We start from the raw sequence: 20,928 nt of genomic DNA, 5'->3' as shown, positions 1-20,928 counted from the left end.
ACCAATCTGTACGATTGGTTTTTTTTGCGCTTAGCAAGTCAAAAAACTCGCTGAGCTAGAGGCCAAAAATCGCTATTTTTTAGCTTCTTTGCGTGCTTTCACTTCTTCAATTACTTTTTCAGATACATTCTTAGGACAAGGGCTGTAATGTGAAAACTCCATTGAGAACTGACCACGACCAGACGTCATAGTACGTAAAGTGCCAATGTAGCCAAACATTTCTGATAGTGGAACGTCGGCTTTAACTCGCACACCAGTCACACCCGCTTCTTGGTCTTTAATCATGCCACGGCGACGGTTTAAGTCACCTATTACATCACCAACATGGTCGTCGGGCGTAAACACATCAACTTTCATGATGGGTTCGATTAACTGTGGACCTGCCTTTGGAACAGACTGACGAAATGCACCTTTAGCAGCAATTTCAAATGCTATAGCCGAAGAATCAACCGCGTGGAAGCCACCGTCGTATAATTCAACTTCAACGTCCAATACTGGGAAACCTGCAAGAACACCTTGGCCCATCATACTCTTAAAACCTTTCTCAATCGCTGGAAAGAATTCCTTAGGTACGTTACCGCCTACAACAACTGATTTAAACACAAAACCAGTATTCGCTTCACCGGGGCGAATTCTATAGTCAATTTTACCAAATTGGCCAGAACCACCAGACTGCTTCTTATGCGTATAAGAGTCTTCGATGTCTTGTGTGATTGTTTCGCGATACGCAACCTGAGGTTGTCCAACCGCTAAATCAACACCGTAGGTACGTCTTAGAATATCTACTTTAATATCTAAATGGAGTTCACCCATTCCTTTTAGAATAGTTTCACCTGAATCTTCATCTGTTTCCACTTGAAAAGATGGATCTTCAGCCACCATTTTACCAATTGCAATACCCATTTTCTCAGTTGAGCCTTTATCTTTAGGCGCAACTGATATTGATATAACCGGCTCTGGGAAAATCATTGGCTCAAGCGTACATTCATGTTTCGGGTCACAAAGGGTGTGACCTGTTTTCACGTTTTTCATGCCAACAATTGCAACAATATCACCGGCTTGACAATAACTTATTTCAGTTCGGTCATTTGCATGCATTTCAACCATTCGACCAATGCGTTCAGTTTTACCCGTGGCAGAATTGAGAATACTGTCACCTTTATTCAATTTGCCAGAGTAAACACGAATAAATGTTAATGCGCCGAAACGGTCATCCATTATCTTAAACGCAAGTGCGCGAAATGGCTCATCAATAGTAACGGTAGCTACTTCGCCAGTAGGTTCGCCTGTTTCAGGATCGGTAAGGTCTTGCGGGTCAACCTCTGTTGGGCTTGGTAAATAATCGACAACTGCATCGAGAATGTTTTGAACGCCTTTGTTTTTAAACGCTGAACCGCAGTATGTTGGAAAGAAATCTAATTTACGTGTACCGTTGCGTATACAACGCTTCAGGTCAACTACAGAGGGCTCTTCGCCATCCATGTACGCCATCATTAAGTCGTCGTCTTGATCAACAACCATTTCTACAAGCATTGCACGATATTCAGCCGCTATTTCAATCATATCAGCAGGAATATCCGTTATTACAAAGTTTTCAGGCAAACCAGTGTCATCCCAAACGTAGGCTTTTTGCTCTAGTACATCAACAATACCCACAAAACCATCTTCAACACCAATGGGTAATGCCATTACTAATGGATTTGCGCCTAGAACTTTTTTAACCTGTTTTACAACACGGTAAAAGTCTGCGCCCATGCGATCCATTTTATTCACAAAGATAATTCGTGCTACTTCAGAATCGTTAGCATAACGCCAGTTAGTCTCTGATTGTGGCTCTACGCCGCCAGAACCACAAAAAACGCCTACGCCGCCATCTAATACTTTTAATGAGCGATAAACTTCAACCGTGAAGTCAACGTGCCCTGGAGTATCGATAACATTTAAACGATGGTCTCTCCAAAAACAAGTCGTTGCAGCAGATTGGATGGTGATACCGCGTTCAGCTTCTTGTTCCATAAAATCGGTCGTTGATTCGCCATCGTGTACTTCACCAGTCTTATGAATTTTACCAGTAAGTTTTAAAATACGCTCTGTTGTGGTTGTTTTGCCCGCGTCAACGTGAGCAAAAATACCAATATTTCTGTAATTAGCTAGTTCTGACATGCTTCCCACTTTATTAGTTCGTTAAAAATTTCCGGCGAATTATATAGGCATTGGATATAAATTACACCATTTTGTATCTTATTTTTTATATGGATTTTTTTTAAGCACTGATATTCCCACAAGAACCCCCTCTTTTTACGCGACGTTAGCCCTAATACAGGCTCTTAGCGCTTATTTTCCTTATAAGAACTTATCATTTGGGTGTTAACTATAATTAACACGCTTATTTCGTCCCGATTGTGATACAGATGTTTTGCCTTGATCACAATTTCGCTAAAACGGTCGTTCAAGGCTTTTTCTAATCGGCTCAATATTGGGGCAACTACTTTATGTCGTTTATTCATCGGTAGCTTCAAATTAAAAATACAGGCATTAGCCTTGCCAGTTTCTAACCACTGCAGCATTAATTCACTCACGCGTGTGGGCTGCTCAATCATATCGCACACTAACCAGTCGACATTGCTGTGCTGCGGCTTATATAAAAAGCCGTCTTGGCTGTAATATTCAACCAATCCTGTTGCCATTAAGTTTTCAGCTATTTCACCATGATCAACGGCCTCAACCACTATTTTTCGCTGAATTAGCTGATAGGTCCAGCCTCCTGGGCACGCGCCTAAGTCAGCCGCTCGCATGCCTTGGCTAAATAAAGCGCTTGCTTGGCGTTCGTTGAAAAAAAGATGAATGGCTTCTTCAAGCTTTAAGGTAGAACGGCTAGGTGCGGCACTTGGCATCTTTAAACGCTGTATTCCTAAGTGATGGAGGCTTCTATCATTTACTATACTTATTGCCACTATACACTTACCGCTTTGTTGAAAAAACAAATGCAGAAATGGTTGATTGTTCGACGGTTTTTTATGTAAATGCCCCTGCTGCCTTAACTTATTACGCAGCGGTACCGTAAATTTCTTGCAGAACTTAGCCAACTGTTTACCTTCTTCAGAATCAGGGTACTCAACGAATACGTCTGAAAACATCGGCAAAGCATGCGCGTCAAACATCTTTAACAAAGTACTAATTCTATCTTCGCTGTCAAACTCTATGTCAGCAAGTACATGCAGTTTTTGTCTGGCAAATACTAACTTTTCTAATGTGGGGACTTGTTCATTGATCGCTTTTAGCGACTCGAGGCTGTAAGGCTGCGCATTATGTTGCGGTAAACAATAGCGAAGAAAAGCGCTGTTTTTCGACATTTTAGCGTAACCAAACAGACCCTTTTGACCTAATGCTTGTTCTAGTTCAGCTAATAAATCGGCTTCGTATCCGCCACGGCAGTAAAATAATAGGTCCATTTTAATTAATGCTCTTTAAAGTAAATGGCGGCTGCCATTATTGTTATTTTGCCTGCGATAGCATCCACTCACTAAACACCTTGATTTTGCTTTGTTCTACTTGAGATTCCTTACAAACTAAATAATGACTCAGTTTCGATTCTATCTTCTCGTTAAAAGGGCAAATTAAGCGGCCACTTTCTATTTCAGGCTTCGCCAGCACGGTGTCAGAAAGTGCGACGCCTTGACCTATGCAGGCGGCTTGTAACACCAGCATAGTGTGACTGAAAATGGGCCCTTGATTGACATTAATATTTTTAATGCCAAATGCGCTCAACCAATTCTTCCACGCGATTCGAGTATTGTCATGCAATAAGGTGTGCTGCGATAAATCTTCGAGTGAGCCAAGCGGCTTACCTCTTTCTAATAATCGCGGCGAACACATAGGCGTTAAATATTCTGATAACAGTTTAGTGCTGGCAAGTCCTGACCAACTGCCCCTGCCGTAAAAAACTGCTATATCGACCGAATCATCTAAAAAACCCTCATCGGCGTCAACGGCTTTGATACGCACGTCTATATCACTGTGTTGGGCTGAAAATTGATGCAGCCGTGGCACCAACCATTGACTAGCGAAACTGGGTGGCGTAGCGATTGTGATTGCGCCTTTAGTGCCAAGTGTCACCAAACGCTGGGTAGCCTCTTGCAGATGCACAAAAATATCGCGTAAGTCATGAAAGTAGGACTGACCTTCTTCTGTTAATAGCAAGGAGCGATTTTTACGATGAAATAACTTCATTGATAAAAAGCTTTCAAGACTTTTTATTTGATGACTAACCGCAGCCTGTGTCACAAACAATTCGTCTGCAGCTTTAGTGAAACTGAGGTGGCGAGCGGCAGACTCAAATGCTTTGAGTGAGTTAAGCGGTGGTAATCGTTTTAGCATAATGAGTCTTTGTATAAAAGTAGATTTAAATATTAGTTTTTTTCATGCGAAAAATCAATTTTTGTCGTTTATCTTTTTTCAATTGTAGCCGTAATATATACAGTGACACAAAATATATCTTTAAAAACCAATATGTTAAAGATGTATTATTAATTTGTCGAATTTAATGCAATTTTTAAACATTTTTTATACAAAGGAAAAGAAGTGAATATAACTATCGCAAGTTTGGCTTTTATTACAAGCTTAACCAACGTAAGCGCCCTACCTGGTTCAACTAACGAAGTAGTGCCTACACAAACCAGCAAAATCAGTAAAATTGAAATTGTTCAAATAATCGAAGCTGAACAAAAAGCCAATAAAGAGTTAAGCAAGTTCTATGTTAGTTTACCTAATATGACAATTGAAAAGACTTTATTTGAGCCAAAAACGGCTTCTATACGTGTCAAAAGAACGACTTTTTTCACTAACAGAAAAACCGAAAGCTCTGATGAGTAATGCTTTATGGTGGTAAGCACTCAATAATGGCAGCGGTGAATATCACGCGCATAATTTTGCGGATACCACATGCTGACAAAGATGGGACATTATCCTGTTTGCCACCACTTTTCATTCTCTTGCACTTCATAAAGCATCTCTGCTTTTTCAGTCAGTAATGTTGCGAATTCTTTTTGTGTATTATCAACAATTGCACTGCTCATTATATTTTGCGCTTTTAACTGCCACGACAACGAGAAATGTCGTATTGCTTCTCTGGCTGAATTGGCCACGGAAACCGAAATAGCATCAGCAGGTAAATTACCGCTTATTACCCAATAAACATTCTTTTTCGTGTCTTTTATTTTCCACACCGCCACTTCAGGTGCCATGTATCGACTTTCTTCGACAACCACAGTGTCAAACAAGATTCCTTTTTCAGCAAGGTGTTTATTAGCTCTCTGGAACTGCTGCTTAACCCATGCTGATAGGGCTTCCTGGCTATTTATTTCATCTGTCATTTTTTCACTACTATCGTTATCTTACATATTGTTAACTACGTGTATATTTACCTGCTTATTTGAGCATGCCCGCAAGCACTTCAATAGGATGTTTTGGCCTATACTGCTCAAAACGTTTAACTTGGCTTCTGCATGAGTAACCTGTCACCAGTATCTGCTGTGGGTTTTTATGGGTACTTGATTCATCAAGAGTCGTTTCAGCAGTGCCATCGCTACTGCTTTGCGTCGACATCTTAGCATGCACAGACCAGCTAAGATCGTATATACCTCTTGAGTTATTGAAATGTTCTAACTCATGGCCATAAGTACCCGCCATACCGCAGCAGCCAACACTAGTAACATTGAGCGTTAAACCAAATTGAGCGAATATTTTTTTCCACGTTTCTTCTGTTTCGGGCAAGGCTGTTTTTTCAGAACAATGCGCTAGCAGCTTGTAGTCGTGTCGTGTTTCTTGATTATCAAGCACAGTGATGTTTCGTAAATCTAAACCTTGTAACCATTCCGACACCGTTTGCACAGCAAATTGATTGGCAGCAAGTCCTAATATCTTGGCATACTCATCGCGGTAGCATAGCACTAAAGAAGCATCGGCTCCCACCATTGCAATGTTAAGCTGAGCAATACTGCTTAAAAAACTAGCTGTTTTATTGACGGTTTTTTCAAACTTGTCTAAAAAGCCTTTTACGTGCTGAGGTTTTCCATTTGGCGAAAACGGTAATAAAACAGGTGTTTTACCTATTTTGTTGATAAAACTAGCGAGCTTCTCAACAACGTCAGCATCATAAAAAGAGGTAAAAGGATCTTGCACAATAAGCACATGCTGCTGACGTTGTTCATCGCTCATATTTTGCAATATAGTCAAATCTTTATGTGTCTTACATACAAGCGCGATCCCTTTAACTCGCTGCTCAATAACAGGCGAAGACAGGGCTGGCGTATCAACGTACCCAATGGCGTTGCGCAAAACCCAAGAGCCAAGAGCAGATTGCACTAAAGCGTTTACTGTTCTGGGAGCTTTTGCCATAAGCGGTGTAAGTGTTTCTACATTGGCAACAAAATAGTCTTTCAATGGCCGTGAATAACGAGTGTAATAAATAGCAAGGAATTTGGCTCTAAAGTCGGGAACATCAACGCCAACGGGACATTGACTTGAGCATGACTTACACGCTAAACAGCCGTTCATGGCGTCGAATACTTCATGATTAAAATCGTCTTGAGACGAAAACTTTCTAAATAACTTCGCCACCGGGTTACTTTTAAAGCTGCTAGGCGACACTGTCTCAGCACTTACTCCCTGCTTGCTTAATTGTAATAACCATTCCCTAATGAGACCTGCACGTCCTTTAGGACTGTGTCTTCTGTCGTGGGTAATCTTACTTGAAGGACACATAGGTGACGTTGTGTCGTAGTTAAAGCATAGACCATTACCGTTACAGCTCATGGCTGGCTCAAACTCTTGTTTAAATGCAATAGGAATTTGGCGGTCATAACTGGCCCGCTTGGTGTCGCTCACTTTGACTAATTGATGGTCTGAATCAAAAGGTGTGCAAATTTTACCCGGATTCATTTGGTTGTGTGGATCAAATGCGCGCTTAATTTTTCTTAACTCGTCATAAAGAGACTCGCCAAAAAATGCCGGGGCAAATTCGCTTCTATAACCTTTACCATGTTCGCCCCACATTAAGCCGCCATACTTTGCCACTAAGGCGACCACTTCATGCGAAATCGTGTTTACCAATTGCTCCTGTGCAGGGTCGCACATATCAAGCATGGGGCGTACGTGCAAAACGCCTGCGTCAACGTGACCAAACATGCCGTAATCGAGCTTGTGACTATCGAGTAGCTCTCTAAACTCCATAATAAAGTCGGCTAAATGCTCTGGTGGAACCGCGGTATCTTCGGTAAACGCAATGGGCTTTTTTGCCCCCTTTGTTTTACCCAGTAAGCCGACAGCCTGCTTGCGCATGCCGTACACTTTTTTAATTTGAGGTAGCGACGATGTTAACTGATAACCAATAACGCCATTTTCATTGTTATTTTGTATTTCAGCATCTAAGCGGTCGCACAGAATTTGAATTTTTCGGTCAATTTCATGCTTGTCATCGCTGTTGTATTCCACCATATTTAAGCCATCCATGACCTTATTAGGTACGTCGCTTATGAGAGCCGACACACTGTGCCAAACAAGATCGGCTCGAGCAAGATTTAAGATTTTACTGTCGACTGTTTCAACCGAGGTTGCATTTGCAGCAATCATACTAGGGGCATGACGCAGTGCTGATTCAAAGTTGTCATACTTGATATTCACGAGGGTGGTGTGTTTGGGAATTTTGGTAATATTGAGCTTTGCTTCGGCAATAAAACCCAGTGAGCCTTCGGCGCCGGCAATTAAGCGCCCGGCATCTATTTTGTTTTGTATATCGTCAAAAGCGTGTTCTAAATCATAGCCGGTTAAAAAGCGATTTAGTCGTGGAAATTTAGCCAGAATATCTTCACGCTTATTGACACAAGTGGCTAAGATTTGTCGATATATAGCGCCCACCGTGGTGTCTAAAGATGCCGTTTGTTGAGCCTCTTGCAGGCTCATCGGCTGCGTTGCTAGCATCTCTCCATTTGCCAGCACGGTTTTAAGACCTAACAAGTGATCACTTGTTTTGCCATACACCAACGAGCCTTGTCCTGATGCGTCAGTGCTTATCATACCGCCAATGGTTGCGCGATTACTGGTAGACAGGTCAGGAGAGAAAAAATAACCGTGAGGTCGTAAAAAATCGTTGAGCACGTCTTTTATCACGCCACACTCGACCCGTACCCACCGTTCTTCTAAATTCAACTCAAGAATTTGATTCAAATACTTGGAAGTATCAACCACAATACCGGGCGTTAGCGATTGACCATTAGTACCTGTGCCACCCCCCCGTGCGCTAAATGTAATAGCCGCTTTACCCTTTGCAGCCTGCATATTGGCGGTTTGTGCAATTAGCTGTAAGTCAGCCACACTCTTAGGCAGAACTACTGCTTGTGGCAGTTGCTGATAAATTGAGTTGTCAGTCGCAAGCGCCAAACGACTACCGTAAGTCACTTCTATCTCTCCGCTATATTGGGTGCCCGACAGTGTACGTAAATAATCGCGTGTTTCACTTGACACAGTGTCTAAAGGGGAAAGTTGTGGTAGAACGTTCAACAAATAAGCTCCTTATTATTAATCACTAGTATACCTACTGCCCACCTAGGACTCTAGATTTAATATTTATCTATTTCAAAATATTGTCTCTTTATACTAGCCAATATATATTTACAGCATAGTAAACGTGAAGCACACAACTCTTTTATAAAAAAAGATTAAGTAAATATTGCTACAGGTTGATAACACATTATAGTCAAGCTAGTAGCGTAATCTTAATTGTGCTGTAATAATGCCTATTTTACAGAGGTATCTTATTGACAAAACTATTAAAAAACTATTTAAACGCAGACATCCCGTCGCATTAGTTGCCTACCTAGCCAGAAAAAATACTAAAAAACAATGGGCTGCAAAATAATGAAGCGAAAGCAGTTAGAGAAATTTGCTGCTCAAAGAAGGCAACCACAAGGTTAACACCTACTTACAGTGGTGATTGTTTTTGCTACTGCTCTACATTGTTGACGTTTATTTATCTTTCACATTTTGCCGCAATAAATTACGGTAACATCTTTTCTTAATATGACGTAAATACAAGCAAATGCTTTGTCATTGAGATTATGAGTAAGAAGCCACCTATTTATTATGCAAGGTGGCTTTTTAAGTTCATCCTTGTAAGAAGCGAGTCTTACTTAGCGTGCTGCTCGGCTAAATACAACCATGTTTGTACTACCGTATCAGGGTTGAGTGAAACGCTGTCAATTCCTTGCTCAACTAACCACGCCGCAAAGTCTTCATGATCAGAAGGTCCTTGTCCGCATATACCCACATATTTGCCACGTGCTTTAGCAGCTTTTATTGCCATTGAGAGTAACACTTTTACGGCTTCGTTTCGTTCATCAAACAAATGTGCTATTAAGCCAGAGTCTCTGTCTAAACCTAGTGTAAGCTGAGTAAGATCGTTTGATCCTATTGAAAATCCATCAAAAATATCTAAAAACTGATCCGCTAGTAAGGCATTAGATGGCAGTTCACACATCATAATAACACGCAGGCCGTTTTCGCCTTTTACGAGACCTTCTGAAGCAAGTAAATCCATCACTTGCTGCCCTTCGTCTACCGTTCTAACGAAGGGGATCATTATTTCAACATTGGTTAAGCCCATGTCGTTACGTACTCGTTTGATAGCTTCGCATTCAAGTGCAAAACAGTCTCTGAAACTTTCCGATATATAGCGGCTAGCCCCTCTAAAGCCCAACATTGGGTTTTCTTCGTCAGGTTCGTATTGGTATCCGCCAACAAGGTTGAAATACTCGTTAGACTTAAAATCTGACATGCGAACAATAACCTTTTTTGGGGAAAACGCCGCGCCAATAGATGCTATGCCTTCCACCAGTCTTTGAATATAGTATTCTACAGGCGACGAGTAACCTGCAATCATGTCGTCTATTTCTTCTTTTACATCTAAAGGCTGATCAACATAGTTAAGCAGTGCTTTTGGATGCACACCAATCATTCTATTAATAATGAATTCAAGCCTTGCAAGGCCTACGCCTTCATTTGGTAGTCTAGCAAAGTCAAAAGCACGTTCAGGGTTGCCCACGTTCATCATTATTTTAAGCGGTAATTCAGGCATTGCATCTACTCTGGAGGTGGTCACATCAAAGTCGAGCAGTTGGCCGTATATATAGCCGGTATCACCTTGGGCACACGACACGGTTATTTCATCGCCGGTTGCTATCAAGTCGGTTGCATTCGTACAGCCTACAACAGCTGGAATACCCATTTCACGTGCAATAATTGCTGCATGGCAGGTACGCCCGCCGCGATTTGTCACAATGGCCGAGGCACGCTTCATGATAGGCTCCCAATCAGGATCGGTCATATCCGTTACCAACACGTCGCCCGCTTCAATTTTATCCATTTCGGCAATAGATCCTAATACCTTTGCCTTTCCAGCACCGATTTTATGGCCTATTGCACGGCCCTCGCATACTAGTTTCGCGTCACCGTTAAGCTGATAGCGCTCAATTACCTGCATGTCTTCGCGGCTTCTAACGGTTTCTGGTCGAGCCTGTACAATATATAGCTTGCCGTCGGTGCCGTCTTTTGCCCACTCAATATCCATAGCACGACCATAGTGCTTCTCAATTACCATGGCTTGCTTGGCTAATTCCATTACTTCTTCGTCGTTTATTGAAAACTGCTTGCTGTCCGATTTGTCAATATCCACAATATCTACTTGCTTGCCGTGCTCTAAATCCTCTGAATAAATCATTTTCGTGAGCTTGCTGCCGATGTTACGGCGCAGCACCGCGGGTTTGCCGCTTTGCAAGGTTGGCTTATGTACATAAAACTCGTCTGGGTTTACCGCGCCCTGCACTACCATTTCACCTAAACCATATGAGGAAGTAATAAAAACCACGTCTTCAAAACCTGACTCAGTGTCAATTGTAAACATAACGCCAGAAGATGATAGATCGCTTCGTACCATGCGCTGGACACCTGCCGATAACGCTACGCCTTTGTGGTCATAGCCTTGGTGTACACGGTATGAAATAGCGCGGTCATTGAACAAGGACGCAAACACATGCTTCATAGCGATTAATACAGACTCATACCCTTTTACATTCAAAAAGGTTTCTTGTTGTCCGGCAAAAGATGCGTCAGGCATATCTTCAGCTGTTGCAGAAGAACGCACTGCGAACGAAGCACCGCTGCCACCTTCTTCAACAAGTTTGTCAAAAGCAACTTTAATGGCGTCTTCTAATTCAGTTTGAAATGGCGTTTCTATGATCCACTGTCTAATTTGGCTACCTGCTCTTGCTAGTGCATTTACATCGTCTACGTCTAGCGCGTCGAGTAAGGTATAAATTTGTGATTCAACACCGCTTTTTTCTAAAAATTGGTTAAATGCATAGGCCGTGGTCGCAAAACCACCGGGAACCTGAACACCAGCATTAGATAAATTTGATATCATCTCGCCAAGAGAAGCATTTTTGCCTCCCACTCGGTTAACATCGTCCATGCCTAATTCTTGATACCAAAGAACATATTCTTGCACTGTAAAAACCTCCGGAAAAGCGTTAAATTTCAAATGTGGCAATAAAAACCAGCAATATTAGCTGACAAATTTCAATCTCTATTACAAAACACCTAAGTGTGCTAGCGTTGTAATATACGAATTGTAAGTGCGCTTTCACGTGAAAGTAAAATTTATTTTTTCCCGTAATTTAATTACAACATTGTTAAGGAGATGTTGTGCGAACAGCATTCTATATATCAGACGGTACTGCTATTACTTCAGAGGTTTTTGGGCATGCATTATTGTCGCTATTTCCCATTGAATTTGAACATATCACTATCCCATTTGTTGAAACAGAACAACATGCCCTAGAGGTCATTTCACAAATAAAAAGCTCGTTCGAGGCATCTGGTGACCGGCCTCTCGTCTTCTATACGATGGTGAACGTTGAAATTGGTAAAATAATTAGCAATTCACCTGGAATTAACTACGACTTTTTAAATCAGTTTGTTGCTCCATTAGAAAAGGTCATTGGTGTACCTTCAAAACCCGAAAAACATAGAACGCACTCAATACATGAGAAAACCTATGACATACGCATAGAAGCTGTTAACTATGCCCTAGCCAATGACGATGGTTCGAACCTAAAAGATTATCAAGAAGCTGATATTATTCTCGTGGGCGTTTCACGTTCAGGAAAAACACCTACTAGCTTATATTTAGCGCTACAATTCGGCATTAAGGCGGCGAATTATCCATTTACCGAAGAAGATATGGGCGATATATTGAAGCTGCCGCCTGTACTGAGACGTTTTAAAGACAAGCTGTATGGGCTAACCATAAGCGCCGACAGGCTACATGCAATTCGTTCTGAAAGACGCGCCAATAGCAGATACGCGTCTATGCCGCAGTGCAGAATGGAGCTGCGTGAAGTTGAAAATTTATATCGTAAAGAAAAGATCCCATTTATAAACAGCACTAAATTCTCCGTAGAGGAAATATCAGCGAAGATATTGGCGAATACAGGACTTAAACGCAAAAAGTATTAAATGTAATATGTTGGGTGTCTTTAACAGCGGTGTGTAATCACACCTTGGCACCCGTTATTTTATTAGCCCGTCCCTCATCTTTAGCCTTCAATGCCCTCAGTTTACGCGCTTCTTTGGGATCGGCTGTCATTGGACGATAAATTTCGATTCTGTCGCCTAGCTTCAACACCGTAGACAGCTTAGTCACTTTGTACCATATGCCCACTTTATTTTCGCTTAGATTAATCTCTGTATGCATGTCTAGTATGCCAGACTGTTCAATTGCACTTTGCACCGTAGTATCGGCCTCTACAGCTAAGCTTAGAAGCGTTTGCTTAGCCGGCTGTGCATAAGTTACTTCTATGAAAATTTTATTAACAGGCACTAGCTATAAACCTGTTTGGCTCGCTGTGTAAAGGCTTTTACCATGTTACTGGTTACTGAGCGAAAGACATTCCCAAATGCCATGTCGACCATTCTACTTGAAAAAGTAAAATCCAAAGATAGCTCTATTTTGCAGGCCTCGTCAGACAAAGGCGTAAAAGTCCAGCCTCCGCCTAAGGCTTTGAATGGCCCTTTTGACAGACTCATTTTAATACTACGGCCTTCATCTAAGGTGTTGCTGGTAACTAGGGTTTGTTCTATCCCTGCTTTGACTAGCACCATTTTCGCTTCCATGTGATTTTCTGTTTCATATAACACTTCACTATAACGACACCCTGGCAGAAAGTCTTGATAGGATTCAACGTCATTCACCAGTGCATACATCTGTTTAGCGCTATAGGGAACTAAGGCACTTTTATTAATATTTGGCATGTCTCAACTTATAAGGGCTTCTTGATAGCTGGTTAAAAAAAGTAAGGGTAAAAATCAATTTTTCAAGCGTCGAGATATAAATATCCTTCGGATGCATTTTACGCATATATTTTACGCCTTGCTACATTGTTTTGATTGATCTAAATAATAGTTATCATTTTACAAACGATTGTTTTCCCCTCATCGCGTTTATAGGTATAATACAGAGATGAAAAAGAAACAATCAAATAACAATACCATCGCGTTAAATAAAAAAGCGCGCCACGATTATCAACTTATCAGTAAGTTTGAGGCTGGGCTTACTTTACAGGGGTGGGAAGTAAAGAGTATTCGCGCTGGCAAAGCAAATATAACCGATGCCTACGTATTTATCAAAAATGGCGAAGCTTACGTAACGAACATTAGCATCCAAGCTCTCACGCAAGCCTCTTCTCATGTTGTATGTGACCCAACACGCATGCGCAAGCTATTAATGAATAAGCGTGAAATTGAAGAGCTTATGGGCGGCATGGACAGACAAGGCTTAACCATTGTAGCAACCGCTATGTATTGGAAAGCGTGCTGGATAAAGCTTGAAATTTATCTTGCCCGTGGTAAACAGGACCATGACAAACGAGATGCTATTAAAGACAGAGACTGGTCGCGCCAAAAAGAACGTATTATGAAGAAAGGTTAATATTTCAATAATAAATAGTGTAATTACTGTAGTGCTTATTGTAAGTGTAGTATGTTAATATACAAATCACATCGGGGCTGCTCTGGATTCGACAGGATTCAATGATGCTTGAGGTGCATGCAGAGGTGCGGTTTGCCTCTTTAAAAAGCCGCAAAAAAATAGTCGCAAACGACGAAAACTACGCACTAGCAGCTTAATACCCTGCATAGAGCCTCTTTGCCCTAGCTTCTGCCTTTAAGACGGGGAGTTCAAAGAGTCAAACCCAAAAAGGCTCGTGTGGATGCTTATACCTGAGAGCTGAACCACTAAAACTAAATCGGGTATGTGATTAAATGGCGTGTTTGTTCGCAGCTTAATTACGAGAATAAAGACAAACTAAGCATGTAGTGCCAATGGTTGACGCTTTCTGGACGCGGGTTCAATTCCCGCCAGCTCCACCAATCCGATAAAAAAGACGCCACAACGGCGTCTTTTTTTACACCTAAAATCCGCTAAACATCTTGTTAGACAACCCCCGTAGATGTCATCAACTGTACAAATCTGATCAGCTTGTACAGTATTAAACCAATTCAACTGTGGGTAAACATGAGGATAAAATTATTTTAGGGGTAAAAATGGCTATTACTATTGAAGCAACTAAGAGTGCTAAACTGCAAGCCGAGTTGTTTGGTAAACCTGTGTTAGTCGTAGAATTTAATTCCTCTATGATAGCTTGCCACTACACTTGGATTCTGGCTTCTGATTGCGATTCTAATTGGTAACATAACGCCATTAGTTCATCAACTTTAGTGACAATGCGGTGGTTTTCTGCCAATGAACAAATAGGCACTAACAAGGTTTTAAGATTACCAGTTGCTATTCTAAAACGAGGCGCTCCTTTTCCGTAAGCTTCTACCTGAACATAAAATGTGCGTGAAGAAGGCAATTTGGCGTATCTTTTAAAGTGAAACTACCCTTTACTATAACCAAATCACAATTTCATTCAACCAAAACTCTTAGCAACAGGCCGTTTGTGAGCTTTCATCTTAGTAAAATCAGCACCTGTTCAACAGAGTCTGATTTTACTAAATTTAGGGTTATTGATGTGACCGTTGGAACAGGTAAATGGTAAAGAAAATTAAGATTTGCTAGCGCTAGGTATGGGTTTCATTCAGTAAATAGACAAAAACATTTGGCAGGCGTGTTGATTCCGACTCTCTTTGTAAGAATACAGGATTGGTGGATAAATTAGATAAAGCTAAGGCCCCAGCAGTCCCTGCTAGTAAACTCTTGCCGTGGAGTTGCTCGCATAGGTGGCAGTAAGTTACTTGTTTGTGCCAATATAGGGTGCTTTTTATAAAGGTAAGTCAGTATTTTTTAAATAACCTAAGCGTCGGTAATAGATTACCAAGTATTACATATACAAAGTATAAATAGTATAGTACTAAAACCAAATGGAGAACTTAGTTTTATGGCAACTTAATGGACATTGAATATGAATAAATTAGTTTTCGTATTGTGTGCTACTTTTCTTTTTACTGGATGTGACGACAAAGATAAAGACGATACCGTATTGGTTTATAAATACAAAGGATCGGTTCAATGTGATGTTGAAAGCGGAGTACCGTTAGACAATATGTTGTCAGAATTAATAGACGCTAATATTAATGTCATTTGCTCTTCTGAAGGTAATGATGGAAATGTTGTGGTTGCAGTATGTGGAGCCGAAACAGGTGTAATTAACGTCTATGAAATTCCAATCTCATCGCTAATAACGGCGGAAAACCTAGGTTTTAATAACGTACAATTACTAGAAGATGCAATTGTAGTTATGGACTGTGAATAGACTGTGAATAGACTGATAATTAAATAGCAGGACACAAATTTTGTTACAGCCTCATAATTGGGTTCGCTCTGTCTTCGCTTATTTTAATCAACTATTTTTTGTCTGTAATTTGGGCGATTGGTCTAAAGTGAAAATTTCGAAACACTTCCTACTTTAATCTCTACGAAAAACGTTTTGTCGCAGAAATCTTGTTCGTTACAGTATTCTCAAGCCCAGGACGCGCCAGTTGCTGTTTCCTAGGAGGCGCTTTGCGCATTATCGGTGTGTCGCGGTTCAGGTCATGACCGCAGTGCGCCGCCGCGGCGAAGTGGCCTTGTGGCAGATGTCGACTCAGAGCAAAGAAATTGACGGACCGCCTGCGAGTGGCCGCACCTCTATGGCTCAGTTTTAGATGCAAATTAACAGTTGCGAAATGAGCGGAATGCTTAAGGCAGCTGTCCGCCATTTACTGACTAAAAGTATGAACCTTTATTGTTATGGAATTTGACCTGAGATGAGCCACATTTCAATTTAGTATGTTAGTCTTACCACATTAAATTCTTGCCAATGTCTCAAAAATGCCGTGCTATTACGCTTCAAAGTATTAAATTTTATTATTGATTTATGCTTAAACGGACGTTTTCAATAACGGAGAAACAACATGACATTCAAACACCTTTCAGCCCTTTTCATTACTCTTGGATTAGCGACTAGCGGCGCTTTTGCAGATTGCGATGTTTCTTCCCAATGGGGCGCTCAAGACACGCTTGGTTCTGCGAATCTGGTGACGCCGCAGCGCATATTAGAAGCTGCGAAGCTTATTAAGCAGGGTAAGTCGATGCCATTGGGGATTGCAATTGGTCCCGATACGCCCGCTTTTCCGCCTCGGTCGTTAAGTTTGCAAGTGGTGCAACCCAATCAGCAAGGTGGTCAAAAGTTAACTGCTATGGGTTATGAGGCCAATTATAATGATGATATTTTGCAAACATGGGTGGGTATAGGCTCGCAGTTAGATGGATTGGGTCATTTCGGAGAAAACGGCAAATACTATAACTGTTTAGATGAAAAAGAAATAAGCGCAATCACCGGTTTGACCAAGTTGGGCACGCACGCAGTGCCTCCATTAGTAGGGCGAGCTGTCATACTAGATATGGCGGCGCACGCCGGCGTTGAGGAAATGGAGGCGGGCCAGCACTTTGGTCCTGCTGACATAAAAGCGGCTGCAAAAGCGCAAGGTGTAACAATGGGTGAGGGCGATATCATTTTGTTTCATACCGGCTGGACTGAGGGCAAGCTTGCTAGCGATCCTGCTATATGGGGAAGCGTAGCACCAGGCTTGAACAATGCAGGAGCACAATATGTTGCTTCACTCAATCCGATGGCTGTAGGTTCAGACACTTGGGGATTGGAGCCTATTCCTGCACCCAAGGGAGATAAGGTATTTTATGGCCACGTTATATTGCTTAAACAGAACGGTATCTATATTTTAGAAACAATGAACGTGGGTCCATTACTAAGAGAAGGTGTTAATGAGTTTATGTTTGTGCTAGGCCAGCCTCGTATTGTTGGGACTGTGCAGGCGATGATTAATCCGGTTGCATTATATTAAGTGACCTATTAAGGCGCTTTGATGATAAGAAGTAAGCAAGCATACTTAGTTATTTGATTTTGATAAGGGTGTTTCACTAGTATAAATCGTCAGAGTTGGATTGATGAGGCCATTAATCCACAAAATTTATCTGCTTAATTGACCGATCATCTGATATGCGATCTGAATGTCTATATGCGTAGATTAAGCTTTGGACTAGTTCATCGACTTTAGCGACAATGCGGTGTTTTTTGCCAATAAACAAATAAGCACTACCAAGGTTTTAAGATTACCAGCTGTTATATTAAAACGAGTCGCTCCTTTTCCACAAGCTTTTACCTGAACATAAAATGTGCGTGAAGAAACAAATCTAGCATATCTTTTAAAGTGAACCTACCTTTTACAATAACAAAATCACAATTTCATTCAACCAAAACCTTTACTAACCAGCAGTTTGTCAGCTTTTATCTCAGTAAAATCAGCACCTGTTGAATAAAGCAGGAATGTCGTTTATCTTATTTAATCTTCATATTGCATTTGATGGTCTGTAAGTGAGGTACTGTTCCTAAGGTACTGGTGAATATTTCTTACTCGCCAATATATGCGCGCTTATCGATACTAGGCGCAGCATTGGTTTTATTATTTAGTGCCCAGGGCATGGAACGCGCTGCTATTATTCAAGTTGCTTTTCAACTCATTGCGCTTGGACTGTTCTTAATATCATTTAGTAAGACAGCTAACAGTTGGGTAGCGTATAGTTAGGAAAGGTTTTAATGACGGCAGGAAAATATGAGCAATAAGCCAAAAGATACCAGCTTTGTCTTTAATGCGAGCCTTTATAGAGCGGTCGATTTATTGAGCGAGTCGTTTACTGAAATGCACTTGCAGCAAACCCCTGGGATCAACAATAAAACAAATTTTAGTGCTACGCTGCCGAAACAGGGCGTCGGCGAAAATGTCGCCTTAAATACACTCGCGCCTTTTATTCTTGGCCAAGCCGCACCACTAGACTCTGCGCATGCATTAGCTCATATGGATCCGCCAACGCCATGGATCACTTGGGCGACGTCTATGTTTAACGCGCGTCTTAATCAAAATTTATTGCATCCAGCAACCGCCCCTTTTGCGCGTCAAGCAGAACAAATAGTAATTGATTGGTTGTCGCCTTATTTTGGCATGCAAGGTGGACATTTTTGTGCGGGCTCTACAATTGCTAATTTAACCGCACTTTGGGCAGCGCGCGATGCTAAAGGGATCACCAAGGTAGTAGCTTCTGAAGCTGCGCATATTAGTGTAGCAAAAGCGGCCAAAATACTTGGCCTAAGCTATCAGTCAATAGCCGTATGCGCGAATGGCACTATCAATAAAGATGCGCTAGGTGATTTGTCCTCGGCTTGCTTAGTGCTTACCGCAGGCACTACCGCAACCGGTGCGGTTGACGACTTATCCATAGCAAGCGCGGCTAATGCAGCATGGGTGCATGTAGACGCGGCTTGGGCCGGCCCACTAAGGCTCAGCCACGAGCATGCGCATCTTTTAGCGGGGATTGAAGCGGCTGATTCGGTTGCTATTTCGGCGCATAAATGGCTGTTTCAACCTAAAGAAAGCGCACTCGTGTTGTTTAAACACTTGGAAATTGCCAACGTTGCTATAAGCGTGGGTTCTGATTATTTGGTGGCCCCCAATATAGGTCTGCAAGGCTCCCGTGGAGCCGCCGCTGTGTCGTTATTAGCGACTATTTTAGCGTGGGGTGAAGAGGGCTTTGCTCAGCGCATCAACGCCAACATGGACATGGCTAATCAGCTAGCGAATTTTGTTGAACTGCATAGCCAATTCATACTATGGCAGCGGCCCACAACAGGCCTTACCATTTTTGCTCACAAAACAATGTCGGTGGATGAATTGCTTACCCTTTTACCGACTGGCATGTTTAGTCGCTGCCAAATAGATAATAAAGATTATGTTCGCTCGGTGGCCGCTAATCCTAATGCTGACATAGCATCAATATTAGACAGCTTGCGGCGGATCTCAATCTAATCCACCAACGCTTAATAGGCAGATTAGTTTTAAAGTTTATAAAAACGCCATCAATATCCCAAGGCGCGCCAGTAATATAAATGACCGCACGCCCAAGGTGAATGACAGTTTTCAATTTAACCTCATATGTATCAGTGCAGCTTTAGCATTACCTAATAATCTATGGTGTAAAGCCTATATTCCAATCAGTTGATCTAAGGTGACTTATTTGTAGAATTTACGATAAAACGTTATCAGGCTTTACAAGTTGTTGTATGATATCAGCAGCGTGTTAAACAATTTATAATAAAAGGACCTGATGGATGTCAGACGATCCCAAAGACAAAGATTTCGAACCCATAAATATTGAATTGAGCGACAGGATCCCATCGGCAGGAAATCGACAAGGCAGCGCTAAAACAAGTGCAGGTGCACCTAAAAGCAACAATTCGTTCACCAGCCTTGTTCTAATTGTTGCCGTTATTGCCTGTGCTGCTTCAGCCTATTTGTATAGCGCTAATGTGCAAAATCAAAAAGTACTCGCACAAAGTGCGAGTAGAATTCAATCTCTTGAAGACAGGTTGTCCGCTACTGGAGAAGAAATGGGTAACTCTACAGTTGAACTGCAGGTTAAAGTGGGTGAACTTGCCGAAAAAAGCGAAGAACTGTGGGATCAAATGGATAAGTTATGGGCTTCTGCATGGCGCAAAAATCAACAAGAAATAAAAGCACTGAATACGGAATTTACAGGTTTTCAAAAAGATGCCAGTCGCTTAAGTAAAGAATTAGAAAATAAGCTAGCAGACAATAGAACTGCTGCCGCTAACATGCAGTCGCGTATAGACGGCGTAAATACAAAGGTGAATGCTCAAGCAAATGAAATGTTAACGCTAGACGCTAAGCTAGACGACAACAGGCAAAAAAATACAGCCCAAGTTCAATCGCTTAGAGACATGACAGAAAAGCTTATTTTGTTGGAAAAAAGAAATACTACCTTGTTACAAAAAATCCAGCAGCTTGAAAACAAACTAGATGAGGTTGCCAATAAGATTGTCTGATAAACAGATCAGAAAAAATGGCGATGTACTGTGACTTCATAACCACTTAAACATAAAATATAAATATAAAAAAGCATCTTTAAGATGCTTTTTTTTAACTAAATTTATACTGACGCAAGTGCCTAGCGGCGAATGCTTAAAAGCTTAATAATGTTTAAATAGCGCTGAGCATTTTTGCGCTTTAAATAATCAAGAAGTTTTCTGCGCTGACTTACCATTCTTAAAAGCCCGCGACGAGAATGGTGATCTTTTTTATGGTCTGCAAAGTGACTTTGTAACTTATTAATGTTGTGAGTAAGCAAAGCAACTTGTACTTCAGGTGAACCTGTGTCGCCTTCTTTAAGGCCGTGCTCGGCAATTATTTTAGCTGTTTCTACTGTAGTTAGTGACATAATATCTCCAAAAAATAATGTGAAACGAACCC

Annotated in this window: 17 protein-coding genes and 1 other RNA gene; 8 read left to right on the top strand and 10 right to left on the bottom strand. The window is 41.5% G+C overall.

All coding sequences use genetic code 11. The annotated features are described in order from the left end of the window. Nucleotides 1–72 precede the first annotated feature (72 nt). From fusA to BAE46_RS08505, 3 genes are all read right to left on the bottom strand, one after another. Nucleotides 73–2,163: an elongation factor G gene (gene fusA / locus BAE46_RS08515; protein WP_006003402.1), complete on the bottom strand. Its 2,091-nt coding sequence runs from the start codon at nt 2,161–2,163 to the stop codon at nt 73–75. Nucleotides 2,164–2,327: 164 nt separating this feature from the next. After that, nucleotides 2,328–3,452: a 23S rRNA (cytidine(2498)-2'-O)-methyltransferase RlmM gene (gene rlmM, locus BAE46_RS08510; RefSeq protein ID WP_006003400.1), complete on the bottom strand. Its 1,125-nt coding sequence runs from the start codon at nt 3,450–3,452 to the stop codon at nt 2,328–2,330. A 43-nt stretch (nt 3,453–3,495) separates the two neighbouring features. Continuing rightward, nucleotides 3,496–4,377: a transcriptional regulator GcvA gene (locus BAE46_RS08505; RefSeq protein WP_006003398.1), complete on the bottom strand. Its 882-nt coding sequence runs from the start codon at nt 4,375–4,377 to the stop codon at nt 3,496–3,498. Nucleotides 4,378–4,581: 204 nt separating this feature from the next. On the opposite strand from BAE46_RS08505, the gene BAE46_RS08500 reads away from it, so the two are divergent. Continuing rightward, complete coding sequence (locus BAE46_RS08500; protein ID WP_006003396.1) at nt 4,582–4,872, top strand: hypothetical protein; 291 nt, start codon at nt 4,582–4,584, stop codon at nt 4,870–4,872. Between the two features lie 89 nt (nt 4,873–4,961). Here the strand turns inward: BAE46_RS08500 and BAE46_RS08495 are convergent, their stop codons facing one another. From BAE46_RS08495 to ppsA, 3 genes are all read right to left on the bottom strand, one after another. Further along, a complete protein-coding gene (locus tag BAE46_RS08495) occupies nt 4,962–5,372 on the bottom strand; it encodes a DUF4826 family protein (protein ID WP_040520109.1) in 411 nt (136 codons plus the stop codon). 55 nt (nt 5,373–5,427) lie between these two features. Next, nucleotides 5,428–8,556 (bottom strand): D-2-hydroxyglutarate dehydrogenase YdiJ, encoded by a 3,129-nt coding sequence (ydiJ, locus tag BAE46_RS08490; protein ID WP_070112355.1) that lies wholly within the window; start codon nt 8,554–8,556, stop codon nt 5,428–5,430. Between the two features lie 625 nt (nt 8,557–9,181). Further along, a complete protein-coding gene (gene ppsA / locus BAE46_RS08485) occupies nt 9,182–11,557 on the bottom strand; it encodes a phosphoenolpyruvate synthase (protein ID WP_006003392.1) in 2,376 nt (791 codons plus the stop codon). 197 nt (nt 11,558–11,754) lie between these two features. Here ppsA and ppsR point away from each other — a divergent pair, with 197 nt between their 5' ends. Beyond that, complete coding sequence (gene ppsR / locus BAE46_RS08480) at nt 11,755–12,567, top strand: posphoenolpyruvate synthetase regulatory kinase/phosphorylase PpsR (protein WP_006003391.1); 813 nt, start codon at nt 11,755–11,757, stop codon at nt 12,565–12,567. A 37-nt stretch (nt 12,568–12,604) separates the two neighbouring features. Here the strand turns inward: ppsR and BAE46_RS08475 are convergent, their stop codons facing one another. Together BAE46_RS08475 and BAE46_RS08470 are read right to left on the bottom strand one after the other, a co-directional pair. Continuing rightward, nucleotides 12,605–12,931, bottom strand: a complete 327-nt coding sequence (locus BAE46_RS08475; RefSeq protein WP_006003389.1) for an RnfH family protein — start codon at nt 12,929–12,931, stop codon at nt 12,605–12,607. Further along, on the bottom strand, nt 12,931–13,362 hold the full coding sequence (locus tag BAE46_RS08470) for a type II toxin-antitoxin system RatA family toxin (protein ID WP_006003386.1): 432 nt from the start codon (nt 13,360–13,362) through the stop codon (nt 12,931–12,933). The genes BAE46_RS08475 and BAE46_RS08470 overlap by 1 nt, the downstream gene beginning before the upstream one ends. A 208-nt stretch (nt 13,363–13,570) precedes the next feature. Here BAE46_RS08470 and smpB point away from each other — a divergent pair, with 208 nt between their 5' ends. After that, nucleotides 13,571–14,038: an SsrA-binding protein SmpB gene (gene smpB, locus BAE46_RS08465; RefSeq protein ID WP_006003385.1), complete on the top strand. Its 468-nt coding sequence runs from the start codon at nt 13,571–13,573 to the stop codon at nt 14,036–14,038. Nucleotides 14,039–14,111: 73 nt separating this feature from the next. Continuing rightward, nucleotides 14,112–14,478: a transfer-messenger RNA gene (gene ssrA / locus BAE46_RS08460) on the top strand. Between the two features lie 278 nt (nt 14,479–14,756). On the opposite strand, the gene BAE46_RS08455 is transcribed toward ssrA, so the two are convergent. Beyond that, nucleotides 14,757–14,963, bottom strand: coding sequence for a restriction endonuclease subunit S domain-containing protein (locus BAE46_RS08455; RefSeq protein WP_006003383.1), 207 nt, complete (start codon nt 14,961–14,963; stop codon nt 14,757–14,759). 549 nt (nt 14,964–15,512) lie between these two features. On the opposite strand from BAE46_RS08455, the gene BAE46_RS08450 reads away from it, so the two are divergent. From BAE46_RS08450 to BAE46_RS08430, 4 genes are all read left to right on the top strand, one after another. Continuing rightward, nucleotides 15,513–15,863, top strand: a complete 351-nt coding sequence (locus BAE46_RS08450) for a hypothetical protein (RefSeq protein WP_051987271.1) — start codon at nt 15,513–15,515, stop codon at nt 15,861–15,863. 640 nt (nt 15,864–16,503) lie between these two features. Continuing rightward, the gene (locus tag BAE46_RS08445; RefSeq protein WP_070112353.1) at nt 16,504–17,451 is read left to right on the top strand and encodes a cyclase family protein; all 948 of its coding nucleotides are present in this window, start codon (nt 16,504–16,506) and stop codon (nt 17,449–17,451) included. Between the two features lie 768 nt (nt 17,452–18,219). Next, nucleotides 18,220–19,467 (top strand): pyridoxal phosphate-dependent decarboxylase family protein, encoded by a 1,248-nt coding sequence (locus BAE46_RS08435; RefSeq protein WP_006003378.1) that lies wholly within the window; start codon nt 18,220–18,222, stop codon nt 19,465–19,467. 302 nt (nt 19,468–19,769) lie between these two features. After that, the gene (locus tag BAE46_RS08430; protein WP_006003376.1) at nt 19,770–20,504 is read left to right on the top strand and encodes a hypothetical protein; all 735 of its coding nucleotides are present in this window, start codon (nt 19,770–19,772) and stop codon (nt 20,502–20,504) included. A gap of 122 nt (nt 20,505–20,626) precedes the next feature. On the opposite strand, the gene rpsO is transcribed toward BAE46_RS08430, so the two are convergent. Then, nucleotides 20,627–20,896, bottom strand: a complete 270-nt coding sequence (gene rpsO, locus BAE46_RS08425) for a 30S ribosomal protein S15 (protein WP_006003374.1) — start codon at nt 20,894–20,896, stop codon at nt 20,627–20,629. Nucleotides 20,897–20,928 lie beyond the last annotated feature (32 nt).

It is taken from the genome of Glaciecola punicea, assembly GCF_001756615.1.
GTDB classification, from domain to species: domain Bacteria; phylum Pseudomonadota; class Gammaproteobacteria; order Enterobacterales; family Alteromonadaceae; genus Glaciecola; species Glaciecola punicea.
The sequence above is the reverse complement of the archived record's forward strand: the minus strand, read 5'-3'. Positions and strand labels throughout refer to the sequence as shown.